Below are 17,543 nucleotides of genomic sequence, written 5' to 3' on the forward strand. Positions count from 1 at the left end.
CGGCGCGGCGTACACCTCCACCCGGGGTCCAGCAGCAACGTGTGATCGAGACCGCACCGAGCCTCGGCGGAGGTGGTGGCGGCGGTGGTGGCAACGCGATGCAGATGCTGCTGCCGATGGTGGGCAGTATCGGATCCGTCGCGATGATGACGATGGGCCGGTCCGGGCCGATGGTGATGGTCGGTGTCGGCCTGCTCGGACTGACGCTGGTCGGTTCGATCGGCGGCATGCTGACCTCGCGCGGCAAGGGTGGCAAGGACCGCAAGAACCAGCGGACCCGCTACCTGGACTACCTGGAGCGGATGCGTGACGACTTCTCCAAGGAGGAGCGCAAGCAGCGCACCCAGGCCCTTGAGCTGAACCCGCCGCCGGATGCGCTGCTCGACTGCGTGGCCGATGTCACCCGCCTGTGGGAGCGCCGCCGTACCGACAGCGACTTCCTGCAGCCGCGCTGTGGCAGCGGCCGGGTTCCCGTGGTGCCGGCGTCGGTCGGTCAGGGCGGCTCGGCGATGGAGCCGCCGGACCCGTTCATGATGGCCGAGGCGAACGCGCTGGTACGGCGTTTCACCGAGATGCCCGATATGCCGCTGACTGTCCCGCTGGACCATGTCGGCAACGTCAGCATCGTCGGCGACCGGGATGGCGTCGTCCGGGTTGCTCGGTCGCTGCTCGTGCAGACCTCGGTCTTCCACGCGCCGGAGGACGTGTCGATCGCTGCCGCCTACCCGCAGCGGGCGCTCCCGGACTGGCAGTGGATGAACTGGCTGCCGCATGTACAGGACCCCGACCGCAAGCAGGGCCCGATGCTGTTCCGGCGGATCGCCGAGACGCCGTACGAGCTCTCGCAGTTGTTGTCCGGTGACCTGAGCGAGCGGGTGCAGTGGGCGACCGAGTCGCGCCGCGGCTCCGTCAACTTCGACGACCGCCGCCGGCTGACCCGCCGCCTGCTCGTGCTGCACGACACGTACGGCGAGAACGCGGCCGAGGTCCGTCCGGGCGCTGACGACCAGCTCGTCCCGGGTGAGCTCGGTGTCACGGTGCTGCACCTGGTTGCGGACCGCCGGCAGGAACCGAGCTCGGTGACGATGCGGATCAGCGTGTACGGCGACGAGGTCCGGATCGAGGACCTGCGTGGGGCGTACCCGATGGTGGCCAGCGGGCGGGTCGACCGGATGGAGGCCGCGATCGCGGAGAGCATCGCGCGCGAGATGGCACCGCTGCGACTGTCCGCCGAGTCCCTGGACGAGGACGGGTCGCACGACGACGTCGACTTCATGGGCCTGATCGGCATCTCCGACATCGGTCAGCTGGACTTCAAGCACCTGTGGCAGCAGCGCTCCGACCGGGCGTTCCTGCGGGTACCGCTGGGCGTCGACGACAACGGCGCCGTCGTACTGGTCGACCTGAAGGAGTCCGCTCAGCTCGGTATGGGTCCGCACGGACTCTGCGTCGGTGCGACCGGCTCGGGCAAGTCCGAGGTACTGCGGACCATGGTGATGGCGCTGATGGCCACCCACAGTCCTGAGGACCTCTCGTTCGTGCTGGTCGACTTCAAGGGTGGTGCGTCGTTCGCACCGTTCGAGCGCGTGCCGCACGTCTCCGGCATCATCACCAACCTGCGCGACGACGCCAGCCTGATCGAGCGCGCCTACAAGAGCCTCGAGGGCGAGGTGCAGCGTCGCCAGCAGGTGCTGAAGGACGCGGGCAACATCGCCAACATCACCGACTACCGCCTGCACCGCCGGCAGAAGCCGGAGATGGCGCCGCTGCCGCACCTGTTCGTGATCATCGACGAGTTCGGTGAGCTGCTGAACGAGCGGCCGGACTTCATCGACCTGTTCCTGTCGATCGGCCGCATCGGCCGTTCGATCGGCGTCCACCTGCTCCTGTCCAGCCAGCGCGTCGAGTCCGGCAAGCTGCGCGGTCTGGAGACCTACCTGTCCTACCGGCTCGGTCTGCGCACGTTCTCCGAGGAGGAGAGCCGGACCGTGCTGGACACCACCGACGCGTTCCATCTGCCGCCGCTGCCGGGCTTCGGGTTCCTGAAGGTCGACACCAGCGTCTACCAGCGGTTCCGCGCGGCCTACGTGTCGGGTGCGTACCGTCCGCCGAACGATGTGGTCATCGAGGACGAGGGCACCGAGGCGCGCCCTATCCCGATCCCGGCGTACCAGCAGACCGACGCCGAGCTGGAGGCAGCCAAACCGGTCGCCGACAACGCGACGGAGCGTACGACGGGTCCGACCGAGCTGAACGTGTTCGTCGACCAGGTACGGCGTGCGGCCGACCAGGTGCTGAAGATCTGGCTGCCGCCCCTGCCGACGGCCTGCACGCTGGACGCCTTGGGCGGCCGGGCCGACTTCGTCGACGGACGCGGTCTGCAGCTGGCCGTCCGGGTGCCGCCGATGCAGCCGCCGGTCGGTGTGATCGACGACCCGGCCAACCAGCGCCAGGAGGTCTTCCGCCTCGACCTGACCCGGGCCGGTGGGCACGCCGCGATCGTGGGCGGTCCGCAGGCCGGCAAGACGACCGCGCTGCGGACCATCGTCACCTCGCTCGCCCACACGCACACGCCGCTCGAGGTCGCGATCTACGCCCTCGACCTGGCTGGTGGCGGCATGCAGGCGCTGTCCGAGCTGCCGCACGTCGGTGGGGTCGCGCTGCGCACCGATCGCGAGCGGATCCGGCGGACGGTCGAGGAGATCCGCGGCATGATCGATCAGCGGGAGCGGGTCTTCCGCAACCACGCGATCGACACCATGGAGGCGCTGCGCCAGGAGCACGCGGCCGGCCAGATCCCCGAGCTGCCGGCGGCGGACGTCGTCCTGGTGATCGACAACTTCGGCGCGATCCGGACCACCTTCGACGAGCTCGACGAGCCGATCACCGACATCCTGCAGCGGGGCAGCAGCTACGGCGTCCATGTGGTGACGTCGATGATGCGCTGGAACGACGTCCGGATGCAGAACCAGGCGATGTTCGGCACGATGCTCGAGCTGCGGCTGAACGACCCGACCGACTCCAATATCGACCGGCGGCTGCAGGAGGTCCTGCGCAAGGCCGGTCCGGGCCGGATGCTGGTCCCGGGCGGGAAGCTCTACGGCCAGCTCGCGCTGCCACGCGTCGACGGCGTCGCCCGCGACGAGAACCTGGCCGGGATCCTCGAGGCCCAGGCGTTGACGGTGCGGTCCACCTGGCAGGGTCCGCGCGCCCCGCAGGTCCGGATCCTGCCGCTGCAGCTGCCGCGTAACCAGGTCGGCGACGACATCCGGCAGCCGGCCGTCGTACCGATCGGTGTGGACGAGCGCGGACTGGCGCCGGTCTACCTGGACCTGGCCGGGCGCGATACCAACCTGGTCGTGTTCGGTGACAGCGGTTCCGGCAAGACCAACATCGTCCGGCTCGTCGTCCAGCAGCTGATCGACCAGCACACGTCCGACCAGCTGGTGTTCGCCGTACTGGACCCGCGGCGCGGTCTGCGCGAGTTCGTCCCGGAGGCCTACACCGGCGGCTACGCGCCGACCGGTCGGGTCGCGGCCGGGCTCGCCGCCGGAGTGTCGCAGGAGCTGGCCAAGCGGATGCCGGACGACACCGGCGCGATCCCGGAAGAGGGCCAGGGCGGCCCACGGATCGTCGTACTGGCCGACGACTACGACCTGCTGACGTCGGGCGGTCAGTCGCCGATGGATCCGTTCCTGCCGTTCATCGCGGCCGGCCGGGACATCAAGCTGCACTTCATCGTGACCCGCCGCGCCGCGGGTGCGTCCCGGCAGGTCTACGAGCCGTTCCTGTCCGCGGTGATGGAGTCCGGAGCAGCCGGTCTGGTGCTGTCCGGCGACCGCAGTGAGGGCCAGCTCTTCACCGGTGCTTACCCGGGCGACTACCCGCCCGGCCGTGGATTGTTCGTACGACGAGGCGACGGGCCGGAGCTGGTCCAGACGGCGCTGGCCGACCCGGCCCAGCCTGCCGCGCAGAGCAGTGGAGGAGTCTCATGACCTACGACCTGGTGGCGCTCGTCGACGGGCGTCCGTCGAGCGACGACATCCTGGCCGGCCTGTCCGCCGCCGGCAACGACCTCGGCGTCATCGCGGTCAGCGACGGCGCCGTGGTCCAGCTGTGCGCCCCGGACAACGAGCCGCTGGTGTCGATCGAGCTGCCGATCCTGATCCAGGTGCCCGGCGAGGTCGAGCGGATGCTCGGCCCGACGGTCGGCGTGGTGGACACGCCCGCCTGGTGGGTGGAGATCCGCGCGACCGCCCAGGAGGGCGCCCGCGAGATCGCGGAGAAGTACGCGCACACCCTGATCGAACGGCTGGGTGGCAAGGTCTGGACGGCGGCGGGGATCCGCACGCTCGAGGACGCCAACGAGGGGACCGACTGAGATGCCCAACGAACTGATCTTCAGCCCAGGCGTCGACCTGATCACCGACAAGGTCGCCGTCGTCATGCAGGACCGCCCGGTGATCGGGATGTCGGCCTGGCTGAGCGACGCGCTGACCTCGGCGAGGATGGCCGGTCGTGACCTGCAACTGGTCACCCCCAAGACCACCGCGCTGACCTACCCGGTCCGGACCAGCATCTTCAAGGGCATCTTCTCCAAGTGGGTCGTCACCGACGACGACGGCGAGTACTTCGACGGCCTGAACGGCGTCCGGCTGAAGTGGAACGGCGAGATGTTCATCGCCCGAGCCACCGCGAAGGACGGTCAGGCGACCTCGGACCTGCACCCGGACTATGTGGTCAAGGAAGACCCGTTCGGTCAGCTCCAGTTCACCGTGCGGGTCCGGCACCGGGCGGTCGAGAGCCTGGTGATCGGCAAGATGGCCGAGCGGTTGTTCACCGTGGCGAGCGGGAGCGGACCGGCCGGCTGGTCGACGTCCGAGCCGGTGACGCAGCCGTGGAGCCCGGAGGCCCTGACCGAGTACTGCCGCGACCGCGCGCCGCAGCCGACCTGGCTGATCCTCGCCGGGCAGCCGGGCAAGGAGTTCAAGCCGGCCGTCGGCACCCTGGAGGTACGCCGGACCATGTCCGGCGTCGACGAGACCGTGACGCTCGCGGTCACCCAGCCGGGCCTGGACTTCCCGAACGTGAACCAGGTCGGGGAGTGGATCGACGAGATCGCCGACAACTTCGAGCTGATCTCGGCGATGGTGATGGGCTCGTACGGCACGGCCGAGGGCACCTACCTGCCGCGGTTCGTCGGCATGGCCTGCCCGATCGGGGTCGGCGCCGGCAACGAGGCGGTCCGGTCCTCCAGCGTCGCGGAGATGGTGAAGGTCCCCGGGATCAGCCGGGCGATGGCGATCGGGCCCGCGCACACCCCCGCGATCTGGTACCCGATCGGCGACGGCCGTGAGCCGCGCGACTGGGAGACCTACGCCACGCTGATGAAGAAGCTGATCCCGGCCGACGCCTTGGCCGGTAAGCAGTGATGCAAAGGAGCTTGGAACGATGAGTACGTACAGCCGGGTGACGGTGATCGGTCAGCGCCGTCGGCTGGATGCGGTACTGCCGGCGGACGAGCCACTGGGCGTCCTGTTGCCGGACCTGCTCCGGATGCTCGACGAGCCGCTGCAGCAGGCGCCGCAGCGGCGGTTCCTGACCACGGCGACCGGCGTCCTGGTGCCGCCGGAGGGGACGCTCGCGTCCGCGCAGATCATCGATGGTGCGGTCCTGCGCCTCGCGGCCGAGGGTGAGCTGCCGCCGCCCCCGACCGTGTACGACGTGACCGAGGAGGCTGTCGAGGACCTCAAACGACGCGGTACGACGTTCAAGCCCGCGCACCGGCGGATCCTCGCCGGGACCGGGCTGGTGTTCTCGCTCGTCGCCGGGGCGATCTCGCTCCTGGTCGCGGCGCCGAACCCGATCGCGGCCGCCGCTTTGCTGGTGCTGGCCGCCATCTGTGCGTTCGTCGGTATCGCGCTCGGGCGCGCGGGCAACAAGGTGATCGCGATCCCGCTGGTCATCGTTGCGTCTGTGCTGCTGGCGGTGTCGGTCGGCTTCTGGGTGCTGGATGCGGGCGCGGATCTCGGTCTGACCGTGACGGTCGGTGCTTTGTGTCTCGCCCTGGGTCCACTGTTCTTCTCCGCGGCTGGACTGGCCGGCGGTGGCCTGGTGGCCGGTGCGACCTCGGTGCTGTTCGTGCTGGTCTGGATGGTCGGTGTCGCGACCGGTCTGGCCGCGGATCGGGTCGGTGCGCTCGCCGCGCTGCTGGCGGTGCTGTTGCTGGGTCTGCTGCCGCGGATGGCGCTCGCGCTGTCCGGACTGGCTGGTCTGGACGACAAGCGGGCCTCTGGCCAGGAGATCATGCGCGGTGACGTGCAGAGCGCTCTGAACGCGGCCCACCTCGGTCTGGCGCTGGCGACGGTTCCGATCGCGGTGTCGTCGGGCGTGGCCGGGATCATGCTGCTGAAGGCAGGCGGTCCGTGGGCGGTCGCGCTGGCTCTGGTGCTGGCGTTCCTGCTGGCGTCGCGGTCGCGGCTGTATCCGTTGGTGCAGGAGGTCGCCGTACTGTTCGCGGCGGCGTTCACCGTCGTGTCCGGGTGCGTGCTGATCGCCGCAGTGAACGGTCAGGGCGGTGCGTTCATCGCACTGGGTCTGCTGGTGCTGGTCGCGCTGTTCTGTGCCTTCGGTCTCGGTTTCGCACCGGCGGAGCATGTCCGTGCGCGGCTGACGCAGCTGCTCGACTATGTTGAGGTTGGCGCGATCATCGTGACGGTCCCGCTGGCGCTGGGTGTTTTCGGCGTCTACTCCAACCTGCTGCACGCATTCTGACGACCGGATGGAATGACTGAATCTGACTGGCAGGGTGACATGCTGCGCCGGATGTCGGCGGAGCAGTCACCGGCCGAAGAGCCGTCCCGTACCGACCCGCCGCCGCCGGCCGACCAGCCGGTAGCGGAGGAGCCGCCAGCTCCGCCTGCCCCTGCTCCTGAGCAGCCGCCGGCACCGGAGTACCAGCAGCAGGCTCCGCCGCCGTACGAACAGACGCAGTACCAGCAGGCGCCGTACCAGCAGCAGCCTTATCCGCAGCCGGGGTACGAGCAGTACCCGCCTGCCCAGCCGCCGCCGTACCCGCCGCAGCAGCAACAGCCCTACCCGCCTGCTCCGCAGCAGCCCTATCCGCCGCAGCAGCAGTACCCGGAGCAGTACCCGCAGCAGGGCTACCCGCCGCCACCTCCGCCGCAGTACCAGCAGCCGCCGCAGTACGGACAGGCGCCGCCAGTCGAGCCGCCGCCGTATGCCGTGCCCCAGTACCCTGCCCAGTACCCGCCGCAGGAGCAGTACCCGCCGGCCCAGTACCAGCAGCCGCAGTACCAGCAGCCGCAGTACCAGCAACCGCAGTACCCGGATCCGCAGCAGCCTTACGTGGATCCGCAGTACCAGCAGCAGCCCCCGCCGTACCACCAGCAGCACCCGGGGCAGGCGCCGTACCAGGAAGCACCGGTACAGCCGCCCAACACCGGCTGGGGACCACCACCGACGCCACAGTCGGACCAGATCGGTACGCCGATGCCAGGCGAGGGCGACTCAGTGTTCCGCCGCTTCCGCCGGTTCGCCTCCGAAGCGGCGTACCTGGTTGGTGCGTCCGGCCGGATCCAGCGCGACGTGGACAACATCGCCACCATCCGCCGCCCGATCGCGATCATGCGCCGGGTCGGTGTCCTCAGCCCGGTGACGAACGCCGGTACGTCGACAGTCAGCGCCCTGCTCGCGATGATGCTCGCGAGCCAGCGGTCGGACCGGGTCGTCGCGATCGACGCGGACCCGGGTGGTGCGGAGCTGTCGCGCCGCCTTGAGCTCACCGTCGGCGCCGGGCCGATCGAACCCGTCAGCCTGGTGCGCAGTGAGGGCAACGCGGACGCGGTCCGCAGGTCACTCGCCGAGGCGCAGGGCCAGGGAGCGCGTGACGTCGGGCTCGCCGTGGTCGACTGCCCGGGCAGCATGTACGACGAGGTCAGCATGGAGATGGCGTCGTCGGCGCACTGCATCGTGCTGGTCGTCCCGTCCGTGGAGCACGTCGCGAACTACTGCCTGCAGCAGCTCGACCAGCTGACCCCGGACGGCCAGAACGTGCTGCTGACCCGCGGAGTCGTGGTGATCACGATGGTGCAGCGGGCTGAGCCGAGCACGGTCGACTGGCTGATCGAGGCGTTCCGGCAGCGTGGTCTCGAACCGCTCGTGCTGCCGTACGACGCGCACATCGCCCAAGCCTGGCCGGTGCATGCCGAAGAGGTGCAGGACGAGACCCGTCGCGCCGTACTGGATCTGTCCGCCCGAGTGGTCCAGACAGTCACCGGTGCGGCCGGCTGAGAACCAAAAGTCTCAAATGCCGGTTCAATCGAGCAGTGGATTGAACCGTTCGGCCCGCCCAGCCGTTTGTCAGAGCGTTCAACTATTTTTGGCCGGCAAGCTCCTGGAGGTCCAGATTCATGAGCGATGACACGATGGCACCATCCACCTCGCAACCAGCCGCCGAACCGGACGGGCTGACGCGCGATCGGAGGTCGGTGCTCCGCTGCGCGGCGATCGCCGCGCTGGTGGGTGCCAGCGCCCCGATCCTCGCCGCCTGTGGCGGCGGTGACAGCACCTCGGGCTCCGCCCCGACCACCGGTGGCACCAGCTCCGGCCCGGGCGCTCCGAGCAGCGGACCGACCAGCGCGCCGACCACCGGCGCCAGCTCCGGCGCTCCGACCGGCAAGGTGCTCGGCGCGGTCTCCGACGTACCGGTCGGTGGCGGCAAGGTGTTCGCCGACGCCAAGGTCGTCGTGACTCAGCCGACCGCCGGGCAGTTCAAGGGCTTCTCCGCGATCTGCACGCACCAGGGCAACCCGGTCGGCTCGGTCGAGGGCGGTCAGATCATCTGCCCGTTCCACCAGAGCCACTTCAGCATCACCGACGGCGCTCCGGTCAGCGGCCCGGCCCAGTCGCCGCTTCCCGCGGTGAACGTCGCGGTCCAGGGCACGAACGTCGTCCAGACGGCCTGACCGCCATTTGGCTGGCTAGGCAGCCAAATCGGGGGTTCTCCACTCGTGTTCAGAGTGCAGAACCCCCGATATCGGTGGCTTGCCAGGGAAATTGGTCAGGGCTGGGCCGGGTCCACCTTGCCGGCGAACAGCAGCTTGTTCGGCGAACCGGTGCCGGGCTCGCCGACCTTGTCCGGCGTGGAGGCACCGACGAGTGCGGTCGCCACGTCGGCGGGCTTGGCGTCAGGGTGATCGGCCAGGTAGAGCGCGACCGCGCCCGCGACGTGCGGCGTGGCCATCGACGTACCGCTCATCCTCGCCGTCGAGTCCGGACCGGTGATCCCGACCGACAGCACGTCCACGCCGGGACCGAAGAGGTCGACGCACTTGCCCCAGTTCGAGAACGATGCCTTCTGGTCCTGGTCGTCGGTCGCACCGACGGTGATCGCGCTCGCTTCGCGCGCCGGCGACGACGTACAGGCGTCCGCGCTTTCGTTGCCAGCAGCAACGGCATAGGTAATGCCGGAACCGACCGACGCCTTCACCGCCGCGTCCAGCGCGTCGTCGGCCGGGCCGCCGAGGCTCATGTTCGCGACCGCGGGCTTCTTCGCGTTCTTGGTCACCCAGTCGATCCCGGCGACCACGGTCTCGGTCGTCCCGGAGCCCTTGCAGTCCAGGACGCGGACCCCGAAGATCTTCGCGCTCTTCGCGACCCCGTACGTCGTGCCGGCGATGGTGCCGGAGACGTGGCTGCCGTGGCCCATGCAGTCGACGCCGTTCTGCCCGTCGCCGACGGTGTCGGTACCGACCGACGCACGGTCGCCGAAGTCCTTGTGGGCCGCGTAGATCCCGGTGTCGATCACGTAGACGTTGACGTTCTCGGCCGCGGTCGTGGGCACGTACTTCTTGTCCAGCGGCAGGTTCCGCTGGTCGATGCGGTCCAGGCCCCACGGCGGGTCGTCCTGGGTGACCGTGAACTTCTGGTTCTGCTGCACGAACGCGACCCGCGAGTCACCGGCGATCTTCTTTGCCTGCTCCTCGCTCATGCTGGCCGAGAAACCCTTGATCGACGAGTCGTACTGGTCGCGGACCTTCACGTCGTACGTGCTCGACAGGCTCTGGTTGGTGGCCCGGGTCTCGCCCTGGGACCGCTGACCGGCGAGGACGACGATGTAGCTGCCGGGGACCGCGGTCGGACTGCCCGCACCGCGGATCGTGACCTCGGCCTGCGCCGGCGTCGCCGCCGTACTGGCCGTGGCGATACCGGTGACGGCGAGCGCCGAGGCCGCGAGTGCGCCAAGGACGACGCGTGGTCTGACGAAGTTCAAGGCTGTGGAGTTCTTCAGGGACATGGGCGGAAACTCCCTCGAGTCGACGCAAGGCCTTGTTGCCTCACGCAAAGGACCTGCGGATCTACCCTGGTCCACACGCTATGTAACGCGCCCATCCCAGCTTGGGGTCAACTCCGCCGTATGACCCAACCCGCAACACGACCGCCGATCAATCGCAAGGTCAGAACCGTCCCCACCGGATCGGCCGCGCGCTCCCGCCGTACCGATGGATGACGTAGTTGTGCGCGCGGGCCCACCGCTCGGCACCGCGCGCGAGCGCCTCCGAACCGCAGTTCAGGAAGTCCTCGGCCAACTGCCGATCACCCCACAGCCGCAGCAGGTCGAGCAACGGCCGCTCCGAGCTGGCCCGGCCGAGCTTCACCGCCAGTACGACGATCAGTCGCCGGTCGCCCGGATTGGCGATCGCGGTGCGAGTGAGGGCAGGCTGGAAGAACCGCTGATGTGCCCGCCGCAGCTGGTTGTAGCTCTCCCGGGCCGCCGGACCGTTGTTCGTCCAAGCGCCTTGCAAGGTGAGCTTGCGGGCCGTGTTCAGCAGCATGCGCTCGTACGAGCCGAGCTTGCCCATGTCGTCCGGCGTGAAGCCGAGCTTGTTGACCAGCGTCTCATTGGCGCCCTCGGCAACCAATCGGCGGATCGCTGCCTCGTGATTCTGGTAGTACGCCATGTGCAGGACGGTGTTGCCGTCGGAGTCTCGGACGTCGAGCGAGTAGCCGGACTGGACGAGCTTGTCGAAGCGCGTGGGGTCCTGATCATCGGTTACGGCGCTGAAGAGGTCGACTCGTTGCCAGAGTGCGCGCCTCGCGGAGCGCTGCCTCAGCAGGCCGGCCAGGGTGGAGCCTTCCCCGGTACGGCGGGCGGTGGTGACAGGTTGCGGTCAGGGGGTGAGGCGACTCTGGTGGTTGGCGTACTTGCGAGCGGCGAACTCGTACGCCTCTGTGATCAGGGGGAGCAGTGGGTCGAGGGCAGTGGGAGTGACGATGGCGACCCAGTACTGGGAGGCGTAGAAGGGGTGTGGCATCAGGGTGTCGCGGGCGGCGTAGTCGTGGTCCGACACCAGCACCCAGTCGGCGTCGCGCTCGGTCGGCGGCACACCGAACAGCCCCGTGTACGTCGCCTTGGTCAGGCCCAGGTTGAGTCGCCAGGCACCGGGCTCGTCCAGCCGGGACACGCGTTCGTAGTGGTCGCCGGTGACGATCGTGGCGAAGGGTTGCTGCCGCTCCGGCGGGAGGTCGGCGGCCGGGTCGTAGAGATGGAACAGGTCGCCCTGAGCTTCGAGAACGCGCACTCCGTCGTACCGGCGGATCAGCTGATCGAGTTCGTCAACAGTCATGCCTTCAAGTCTGTCATTGAAGTAGCAATAGAGACTTGGTCCAGATTCCGGTTTTGTCGGCGGGCCGAACTAGGGTTGTCGGGTGGCTGATCCATCGTCCTACCGACCCGCGCCCGGGTCGATCCCCGACTCACCCGGTGTCTATCGCTTCAGCGACTCCGCCGGGCGGGTGATCTACGTCGGCAAGGCGAAGAACCTGCGGGCCCGGCTGTCGTCGTACTTCCAGGACCTGGTCAACCTGCACCCGCGCACGCAGGCGATGGTGACGACCGCGGCGAAGGTCGAGTGGACCGTCGTCCGGACCGAGGTCGAGTCGCTGCAGCTGGAGTACTCCTGGATCAAGGAGTTCGACCCGCGCTTCAACGTGAAGTACCGCGACGACAAGTCGTACCCGTGGCTGGCGATCACCCTCGACGAGGACTATCCGCGGGTGATGGTCGGCCGCGGCCAGAAGAAGAAGGGCATCCGGTACTTCGGTCCCTACAGCCACGCCTGGGCGATCCGCGAGACCGTCGACCTGCTGCTGCGCGTCTTCCCGATGCGCTCGTGCAGCAAGGGCGTGTTCAACCGGCACCGTCAGATGGGCCGGCCCTGTCTGCTCGGCTACATCGGCAAGTGCGCGGCGCCCTGCACCGGTCAGGTGACCCAGGAGGAGCACCGCCAGATCGTCGACGACTTCGCCGCGTTCCTGTCCGGCCAGACCGCGACCTACGTGCGCCGGCTGGAGAAGGAGATGAAGGCCGCGGCGGCTGAGTTGGAGTATGAGCGGGCCGCCAAGATCCGCGACGACCTGGCCGCCCTGGACAAGGCCCTGGCCAAGAACGCGGTCGTCCTCGGTGACGGCACCGACACCGACGTGATCGCGCTCAGCGAGGACCCGCTCGAGGTCGCCGTCCAGATCTTCTACGTCCGCGGTGGCCGGATCCGCGGTGAGCGCGGCTGGATCGCCGACAAGGCCGACGGTACGGCGACCACCGGCGACCTCGTCTCGCGGTTCATCCAGCAGACGTACGCCGGCGACTCGGGCGACGCCATCCCGCGCGAGATCCTGGTGCCGACGATCCCGGACGACGTCGAGGCGCTGACCCAGTGGCTGGAGGAGACCCGGGGGACCCGGGTCGCGATCCGGGTCCCGCAGCGTGGTGACAAGAAGGCACTGATGGAGACCGTCGAGCGGAACGCGCTGCAGACGCTGACCATGCACAAGACCAAGCGGGCCAGCGATCTGACCACTCGCAACCAGGCGCTGGAGGAGATCCAGGCCGGGCTCGACCTGGCCGAGGCGCCGCTGCGGATGGAGTGCTACGACGTCTCGAACCTGCAAGGCACCGAGGTGGTCGCCTCGATGGTGGTCTTCGAGGACGGCCTGCCGCGCAAGAGCGAGTACCGCCGCTTCGTCATCAAGGGCGTCGAGGGGCAGAACGACGTCGCCTCGATCGCGGAGGTACTGACCCGGCGGTTCAAGCGGATGATCGAGGACCGCGCGGACATCCCGGAGGGCGAGGACCCGACGGCGTACCTGGTCGATCCGGAGACCGGGCGGGCGAAGAAGTTCGCCTACACGCCGGGTCTGGTCGTGGTCGACGGTGGTCCGCCGCAGGTCGCCGCCGCCCGGCAGGCGCTCGACGAGCTAGGGCTGGGCGACATCCCGATCTGCGGACTGGCCAAGCGGCTGGAGGAGGTCTGGATCCCCGACGAGGAAGACCCGGTGATCTTCTCGCGGACCTCCGAGGGGCTGTACCTGCTGCAGCGGCTGCGGGACGAGGCGCACCGGTTCGCCATCACCCACCACCGCAACCGGCGGTCGAAGTCGATGGTCGAGAGCGTGCTGGACGACGTACCGGGGCTGGGGGAGGTGCGGCGCAAGACGCTGCTGCGGCACTTCGGGTCGCTGAAGAAGTTGCGCCAGGCGACCATCGACGAGGTGGCCGAGCTGCCCGGATTCGGGCGCCGGACGGCGGAGGCCGTCGTACTGGCGGTGAACACTGCCGCAACCACGGCCGAATCCGGCCGGGCGCCGTCGGTGAACACGGCCACAGGCGAGATACTGGGTGATGACGTCCCGGCGCCGGCCGAGGCGCCCAACGGGGACCCAGGGAGAACTGAGAACTGATGGACGACACGAGCGGCAACCTGATCATCGTGACCGGGATGTCCGGCGCGGGGCGGAGTTCGGTTGCGGACGTGCTGGAGGACCTCGGCTGGTTCGTGGTCGACAACCTGCCGCCGATGTTCCTGACCACGATGGTCGAGCAGACGATCGGCACCGGGACCCAGCCGCGGCTGGCGGTCGTGGTCGACGTCCGGACCGGGATGTTCTTCGACGAGCTGAGCTCGGCGCTGCACGACCTGCGGGTGAAGGGCTACCGGCCGCTGACCCTGTTCCTGGAGGCCTCCGACGACGTGATCGTGCGCCGGCAGGAGGGCGTGCGCCGGCCGCACCCGTTGCAGGGCGAGGGCCGGTTGCTGACCGGGATCCAGCGCGAGCGCGAGCTGCTCGGCGACATCCGGGCCGGGGCCGACCTGGTCATCGACACCTCGAACATGAACGTCCACCAGCTCGCGGCGAAGATCGTGAACGCCTTCGGTGACGAGGAGAACGCCGAGCTGCGGGCGACCGTGGTCTCGTTCGGCTTCAAGTACGGCATCCCGGTCGACGCCGACGTGGTCGCCGACATGCGCTTCATCCCGAACCCGTACTGGCAGCCCGACCTGCGCCCGATGACCGGGCAGGACAAGCCTGTGTCAGACTTCGTGCTCGGCCATCCGCTGGCCCAGCAGTTCCTGCAGAACTACTCGGACGTGCTGGACACCCTGCGGACCGGCTACCTGAACGAGGGCAAGCGCTTCGTCACCGTCGCGATCGGCTGCACCGGGGGTAAGCACCGCAGCGTGGCGATGTCGGAGGAGATCGCCCGCAGACTGCGCGAGAAGGGTTCACCGACCTTGGTCGTTCACCGGGATCTAGGACGCGAGTGACGAGGTCTCCTCGGGTCGTCGCACTAGGTGGAGGGCATGGCTTGGCAGCCTCGCTGTCCGCTCTCAGGCATGTCACCGATCACCTGACCGCGATCGTCACCGTCGCCGACAACGGCGGCTCGTCCGGCCGGCTGCGCAAAGAGCTCGGGGTGCTGCCGCCGGGCGACCTGCGGATGGCGCTGGCCGCTCTCTGCCGTGACGACGAGTGGGGCCGCACCTGGGCCAACGTCCTGCAGCACCGCTTCCGCAGCAACGGCGAGCTGCACGACCACGCCGTCGGCAACCTGCTGATCGTCGCCCTGTGGGAGCTGCTCGGCGAGGCCGTCGACGGCCTCGACTGGGTCGGGCGGCTGCTCGGCGCCCAAGGCCGGGTGCTCCCGATGTCCGCCGTACCGCTGGACATCACTGCCCGCGTCATCGGCCTCGACCCCGACCACCCCGAGGCACTGACCGAGATCCGAGGCCAGGCTGAGGTCGCGACCACCAATGGTCACGTCGTCGACGTCGCTCTCGACCCTGCCGACCCACCGGCCTGTCCCGAGGCTCTGGTGGCCATCGCGGAGGCCGACTGGGTCGTCGTCGGACCGGGCTCGTGGTTCACCTCAGTGATCCCGAACCTGCTGGTGCCGGCGTTGTGCCGTGGCCTCGAGCAGACCAGCGCTCGCCGCCTGCTGACCCTGAACCTGGGGGAGCAGAAGGGCGAGACCGACGGCTTCTCACCCGAGACCCACCTCGAGGTGCTCGCCGCCCACGCCCCGGACCTGCGCATCGACGTCGTCCTCGCCGACGAAGGTCACGTCCCCGACCCAGAGTCCCTCCGCCGTACGGCGCACTCCCTGGGCGCGGAACTGGTCATCGCCGACATTGCCGACGATGACCAGCATCTCCACCACGCCCCCGACAAACTCACGAAGGTGTATCGCGAGCTCCTCGTCTAGCTGGCGTCGACCGTGATCCTCTGGTCGTAGACCAGCTTGGCGTCCGCGTCGTACCCGCGGACCCGGACCTTCTTGAAGTTCTCACTGCCGCCGGTCGTGCCCCACAGGTAGTAGCCGTTGGAGATCGCCGCGCGCACCTGCCCGGTGGGCAGGTCCACGATGATCTGGGCGACGCCCTGCGGAACCAAGGCCCAGTTGGAGAACTCGTCCTTGACCGGGTCGCCGAACGTGCCGTCGGCGTTGACTCCGTGGCGCGTGTAGTCGTAGGCGTCCTTTTCTGCCCGGTAGCACCAGGCCACGACGTTCTGACCGGGGGAGACGAGCAGCGCGGTGAACCGCTTGTCGCTCCCGACCTTCAGCGCGACCGGCCACTGCGGGCTGATCCGTCCGGCGTCGTTGATCCGTTGGTCGACGTCCGGATCCGGCTTCGGCAGCCCGAAGCCCGGGCCGTCGAAGAACGCGTCGTCCGGCTTCTTGCACCGCGTGCGGACCTGCTCGTCGCTCAACGGGCTCGTCGGTACGACGGCCAGCGGCTTCCCGGTCTCGGGATCCTTCGTCAGCACGGTCCGCGGCACGATCGGATCCGCCGTCTTGATCTTGACGTCCGGCGGGACCTGTACCGGCGGTGCGGGCTTGATGTACTTCCACTCGTACACCCGCTTGCCGTTGGCGTCGTAGGCCCTGATCCGCTGGACAGGCGGAATGAACCGACCCAGCTTCGCGTCGTAGTTGGACTTGTCGGTCGTCATCCAGTCGGGGTAGCCGATCGTGTAGAAGCCGCCGGCCGCGACGAGAGCTTCCCGGGGAGCCTTCTCGCCGGCGATGTTCACCAGGACGCGAGCGACACCTTCGGCCGGAATCATGACTGCGGCCGTGGCGGCCTGCGGCCCGCTGGGGGCGTTGTCCGGGTCGGGTGTCCCGGGGAGGACGGTGCTGTAGCGCCCGAACTCGATCGGCCCCTTCGCGTCCTTCATCGTGCAGCCGAACACGATCGACTTGTCAGGCGCCAGGAACAACGCGCGCAAGCGATTCTGGTCCCCGCTCTTGAGGATGACCTTCCAGCGTGCGTCGACCGGACCGGCCTTGTCGGCGACCGTTCTCTTGAACGACATCGGGCTGGCTTTCACGCAGCGTTTCAGCACCTCGGCGTCGGACAGCGGGCTGACCGGCGGCGGCGCGGTGGCCGTCGTACCGGACTCGTTGTCGACCACCTGCCCGGTCTTGGTGTTGACGGTGATGGTCTCGCTCTTCGGCGCACCGGCCGGGCCCTCGCCCTGGTCGAGCGTGTTCGACCAGACGGTGAAGCCACCGATCACCGCGACCGCGGTCAGGGTCGCGGTCGCGCCGGCGGCCAGCCGGCCACGCCGTACGGAGCGGCGGCCGCGGGCGAGGATGGCGTCGATGTCGGTGTTCAGCGGCTGGTCGGTGTCGTCGGCGGCGGCGGTCAGCAGTCGTTCGATGTCGTTACTCACGAGGCGCTCCTTTCGGGATGGCCGATTAGCTGGCGGAGGCGGTCGAGACCGCGGGACGTCTGGCTCTTCACGCCGCCGGCACTGATGCCGAGGACGTCGGCGGTCTCGTCGACGCTGAGGTCGTTGTAGTAGCGCAGGACCACGCAGGCGCGCTGACTGGGCGGCAGCTGGGCGAGAGCCTTGACCACCATCAAACGGTTGTCGACCGGTCCGCCGACGTCAGGCACGACCAGCGCCGCGTCGTCGGGATCGTTCAGGCGTTCGCGTCGCCACGGTTTGCGGGACTGGTCCAGGACCGAGGTCACCACCGCCCGGTGGGCATAACTGCGGACCCCTTCACGGCGTTCGATCCGGTTCCACCGGCGGTACACCTTCACCAGGGCGTCCTGGGCCGCGTCCTCCGCGCGATGCCAGTCGCCACACATCAGGAACGCCGTACGGCGCAGTGGCCGGATCATCGTCGCGGCGAACTCGGTGAACTCGGCGTCGTCTCGTGCTCTCATGCC

General features: G+C 69.0%; 14 protein-coding genes. 9 read left to right on the top strand and 5 right to left on the bottom strand.

The window, feature by feature from the left end; translation table 11 throughout:
- The first annotated feature begins 41 nt into the window (after window positions 1–41).
- The 6 genes from eccCa (at window position 42) to ACIA49_RS36885 (ending at window position 8,987) form a co-directional block, all read left to right on the top strand.
- The gene (eccCa, locus tag ACIA49_RS36860; protein WP_396382915.1) at window positions 42–3,995 is read left to right on the top strand and encodes a type VII secretion protein EccCa; all 3,954 of its coding nucleotides are present in this window, start codon (window positions 42–44) and stop codon (window positions 3,993–3,995) included.
- Window positions 3,992–4,381 (top strand): hypothetical protein, encoded by a 390-nt coding sequence (locus ACIA49_RS36865; protein ID WP_391544447.1) that lies wholly within the window; start codon window positions 3,992–3,994, stop codon window positions 4,379–4,381. The genes eccCa and ACIA49_RS36865 overlap by 4 nt, the downstream gene beginning before the upstream one ends.
- 1 nt (window position 4,382) lies before the next feature.
- Window positions 4,383–5,432 carry a DUF6177 family protein gene (locus ACIA49_RS36870; protein ID WP_396382916.1) on the top strand — a complete coding sequence of 350 codons (1,050 nt, stop codon included), beginning with the start codon at window positions 4,383–4,385 and terminating at the stop codon, window positions 5,430–5,432.
- Between the two features lie 19 nt (window positions 5,433–5,451).
- Complete coding sequence (locus ACIA49_RS36875) at window positions 5,452–6,774, top strand: EsaB/YukD family protein (RefSeq protein WP_396382917.1); 1,323 nt, start codon at window positions 5,452–5,454, stop codon at window positions 6,772–6,774.
- 12 nt (window positions 6,775–6,786) lie between these two features.
- A complete protein-coding gene (locus ACIA49_RS36880) occupies window positions 6,787–8,313 on the top strand; it encodes a hypothetical protein (protein WP_396382918.1) in 1,527 nt (508 codons plus the stop codon).
- Window positions 8,314–8,432: 119 nt separating this feature from the next.
- Window positions 8,433–8,987, top strand: coding sequence for a Rieske (2Fe-2S) protein (locus ACIA49_RS36885; RefSeq protein ID WP_396382919.1), 555 nt, complete (start codon window positions 8,433–8,435; stop codon window positions 8,985–8,987).
- A gap of 95 nt (window positions 8,988–9,082) precedes the next feature.
- Here ACIA49_RS36885 and ACIA49_RS36890 read toward each other — a convergent pair whose 3' ends face one another.
- The 3 genes from ACIA49_RS36890 to ACIA49_RS36900 form a co-directional block, all read right to left on the bottom strand.
- Complete coding sequence (locus tag ACIA49_RS36890) at window positions 9,083–10,318, bottom strand: S8 family peptidase (protein ID WP_396382920.1); 1,236 nt, start codon at window positions 10,316–10,318, stop codon at window positions 9,083–9,085.
- 160 nt (window positions 10,319–10,478) lie between these two features.
- Window positions 10,479–10,982 (bottom strand): hypothetical protein, encoded by a 504-nt coding sequence (locus ACIA49_RS36895; protein ID WP_396382921.1) that lies wholly within the window; start codon window positions 10,980–10,982, stop codon window positions 10,479–10,481.
- A gap of 210 nt (window positions 10,983–11,192) precedes the next feature.
- Window positions 11,193–11,648 (bottom strand): DUF6194 family protein, encoded by a 456-nt coding sequence (locus ACIA49_RS36900; RefSeq protein ID WP_396382922.1) that lies wholly within the window; start codon window positions 11,646–11,648, stop codon window positions 11,193–11,195.
- An 82-nt stretch (window positions 11,649–11,730) separates the two neighbouring features.
- Between ACIA49_RS36900 and uvrC the strand changes: the two genes are divergently transcribed.
- From uvrC to yvcK, 3 genes are read left to right on the top strand one after another with little or no spacing between them, the layout of a single operon-like run.
- Complete coding sequence (gene uvrC / locus ACIA49_RS36905) at window positions 11,731–13,761, top strand: excinuclease ABC subunit UvrC (RefSeq protein ID WP_396382923.1); 2,031 nt, start codon at window positions 11,731–11,733, stop codon at window positions 13,759–13,761.
- On the top strand, window positions 13,761–14,627 hold the full coding sequence (rapZ, locus tag ACIA49_RS36910; RefSeq protein WP_396382924.1) for an RNase adapter RapZ: 867 nt from the start codon (window positions 13,761–13,763) through the stop codon (window positions 14,625–14,627). Before uvrC ends, rapZ begins: the two co-directional genes overlap by 1 nt.
- Complete coding sequence (gene yvcK, locus ACIA49_RS36915) at window positions 14,624–15,565, top strand: uridine diphosphate-N-acetylglucosamine-binding protein YvcK (RefSeq protein ID WP_396382925.1); 942 nt, start codon at window positions 14,624–14,626, stop codon at window positions 15,563–15,565. The genes rapZ and yvcK overlap by 4 nt, the downstream gene beginning before the upstream one ends.
- On the opposite strand, the gene ACIA49_RS36920 is transcribed toward yvcK, so the two are convergent.
- Window positions 15,562–17,037 (bottom strand): hypothetical protein, encoded by a 1,476-nt coding sequence (locus tag ACIA49_RS36920; RefSeq protein WP_396382926.1) that lies wholly within the window; start codon window positions 17,035–17,037, stop codon window positions 15,562–15,564. The genes yvcK and ACIA49_RS36920 overlap by 4 nt on opposite strands.
- The gene (locus tag ACIA49_RS36925; RefSeq protein ID WP_396382927.1) at window positions 17,034–17,540 is read right to left on the bottom strand and encodes a SigE family RNA polymerase sigma factor; all 507 of its coding nucleotides are present in this window, start codon (window positions 17,538–17,540) and stop codon (window positions 17,034–17,036) included. The genes ACIA49_RS36920 and ACIA49_RS36925 overlap by 4 nt, the downstream gene beginning before the upstream one ends.
- Window positions 17,541–17,543 lie beyond the last annotated feature (3 nt).

Source organism: Kribbella sp. NPDC051587, from assembly GCF_044453945.1.
GTDB lineage: Bacteria > Actinomycetota > Actinomycetes > Propionibacteriales > Kribbellaceae > Kribbella.

What these genes read in the sequence shown, in the direction of transcription:
- ACIA49_RS36900 (WP_396382922.1), bottom strand. Translation starts at nt 11,648, where the DNA reads ATGACTGTTGACGAACTCGATCAGCTGATCCGCCGGTACGACGGAGTG.
- ACIA49_RS36885 (WP_396382919.1), top strand. Translation starts at nt 8,433, where the DNA reads ATGAGCGATGACACGATGGCACCATCCACCTCGCAACCAGCCGCCGAA.
- ACIA49_RS36875 (WP_396382917.1), top strand. Translation starts at nt 5,452, where the DNA reads ATGAGTACGTACAGCCGGGTGACGGTGATCGGTCAGCGCCGTCGGCTG.
- ACIA49_RS36925 (WP_396382927.1), bottom strand. Translation starts at nt 17,540, where the DNA reads ATGAGAGCACGAGACGACGCCGAGTTCACCGAGTTCGCCGCGACGATG.
- ACIA49_RS36870 (WP_396382916.1), top strand. Translation starts at nt 4,383, where the DNA reads ATGCCCAACGAACTGATCTTCAGCCCAGGCGTCGACCTGATCACCGAC.
- ACIA49_RS36895 (WP_396382921.1), bottom strand. Translation starts at nt 10,982, where the DNA reads ATGGCGTACTACCAGAATCACGAGGCAGCGATCCGCCGATTGGTTGCC.
- rapZ (WP_396382924.1), top strand. Translation starts at nt 13,761, where the DNA reads ATGGACGACACGAGCGGCAACCTGATCATCGTGACCGGGATGTCCGGC.
- ACIA49_RS36865 (WP_391544447.1), top strand. Translation starts at nt 3,992, where the DNA reads ATGACCTACGACCTGGTGGCGCTCGTCGACGGGCGTCCGTCGAGCGAC.
- ACIA49_RS36880 (WP_396382918.1), top strand. Translation starts at nt 6,787, where the DNA reads ATGACTGAATCTGACTGGCAGGGTGACATGCTGCGCCGGATGTCGGCG.
- ACIA49_RS36890 (WP_396382920.1), bottom strand. Translation starts at nt 10,318, where the DNA reads ATGTCCCTGAAGAACTCCACAGCCTTGAACTTCGTCAGACCACGCGTC.